General features: G+C 36.2%; 2 protein-coding genes. Both read right to left on the reverse strand.

Annotated elements, in window-relative coordinates; genetic code table 11:
• Positions 1–41 precede the first annotated feature (41 nt).
• Entirely contained in the window at positions 42–962 is a 921-nt protein-coding gene (locus tag QJ521_RS09615) for an IS3 family transposase (protein ID WP_282840265.1), read from the reverse strand.
• A complete protein-coding gene (locus tag QJ521_RS09620; RefSeq protein WP_282840266.1) occupies positions 962–1,414 on the reverse strand; it encodes an HTH domain-containing protein in 453 nt (150 codons plus the stop codon). Before QJ521_RS09620 ends, QJ521_RS09615 begins: the two co-directional genes overlap by 1 nt.
• Between the last annotated feature and the right edge of the window lie 93 nt (positions 1,415–1,507).

Here is a 1,507-nt window from a genome sequence, read left to right on the forward strand (position 1 = left end):
TTAATGTGTACCCTATGTCAAGGACTAAGTAAAAAAAGACCTTAATAATTTAAATCATTTAAGTAAGATGGTTGTTCTTTTAGAGAGCGACCATCTTTTTTAGTGCTTTTATTTCTAAGCATATCACCATAAGCTCTTGGAGTCATTCGATTTAAACCCCATTGATACCGATAGTTATTGTAGTAGTCCATATATTCATCAACTGCTTTCTCAATCTCTTCAAATGTCTTGCAGTTAATCAGATTAATCTCATCCTTCATGTGACCAAAGAACGATTCAATCGGTGCGTTATCCCAGCAATTTCCTCGTCTGGACATGGATTGTTCAATCCCTAGCTCTTTGACGCAGCGTTGAAAAGCGTGTGATGTGTAATGTGTGCCTTGATCAGAGTTAATCAGTGCTTTTGGATCTAACACGATTTTATCTAGCTGCTTCATGCTCTCTTCAACGAAGCTGATATCCAAACTTCTAGATACTTTATAACCATGTATCTCAGTGGTCACACCATCTTTGATACCCGATAAGTAAGCTCTTTGATTTAAGTCATAAGTTAGATAAGTTATATCTGTGAGTAGAATCTGATTTGGATTCCCCTCTTTAAACTTACGCTCTAACTTGTTTGGTGCGACATGTGATGTTTTCATTGCTTTGGCCATACGCTTATAGGGGTTTGCTTTTCTGATTGGACAATATAACCCGAATTTCTTCATGAGACGTCTAATCTTCTTCAGATTCATGATGGTGTCAAATTGATTTTCTAAGGTCATCTTCAGCTGTTTCGCCCCTTTATTAAAGCCTTTAAACCGATATGCCTGCATGATCAACTCAAAATCTTCTTCATCTTTGAGTTCTCTAAGTAGTTTTGAATCTGTTTGTTCACTAAATCCATAGTATCCACTTTTAGATACACCTGATAATTCAAGTAAGTAGGTTAATGTGAGTCTATTTTTCTTATGGCTCATCATTTTTTGGATGATTTTAAACTTTTCTTTGGGCTTAATTGCTGCTTTCTGATCGCTTGCCTTTCCAGCCGTTTGAGTTCCAATAAGAAGTCCCGCTCTTGTTTTAAATACTCGATTTGTGCTTTTTGTCTTTCGATGATTTCATCCTTTGTTAAATCTCTTGTGCGAGGTCTTCCAGATCCACCTTTACGTGTGTCTTTTACACCTTCTAACCGCTTACTTTGTCTACGCCATCGTTTGCCTGATGATTTGATCCGATCATCACCAAGAACTTGCACATTAAACCCAGCTTCAATAAAAATTGTTCTTGATGTCTTGCCCTGTGAATAAGCCTCAAGATAGGTTTCTTTAAATGATTCCTGATAGGTTATGCTTTTGTTGCTCACATGCTTAACATTTGGATTTTTTGATAATTCTATGACTTGTTCATCTGTGAAATAATATAATCCCATTTCATCACCAGCTTCCTATTATCTCTATTATAAAGTAAAAACCCTATAGCTCGGGTCTTTTTTCAAAGAGTCCGTTTTATAGGGTACATTTTA

Source organism: Peloplasma aerotolerans, assembly GCF_030012175.1.
GTDB lineage: Bacteria > Bacillota_I > Bacilli_A > Acholeplasmatales > Acholeplasmataceae > Peloplasma > Peloplasma aerotolerans.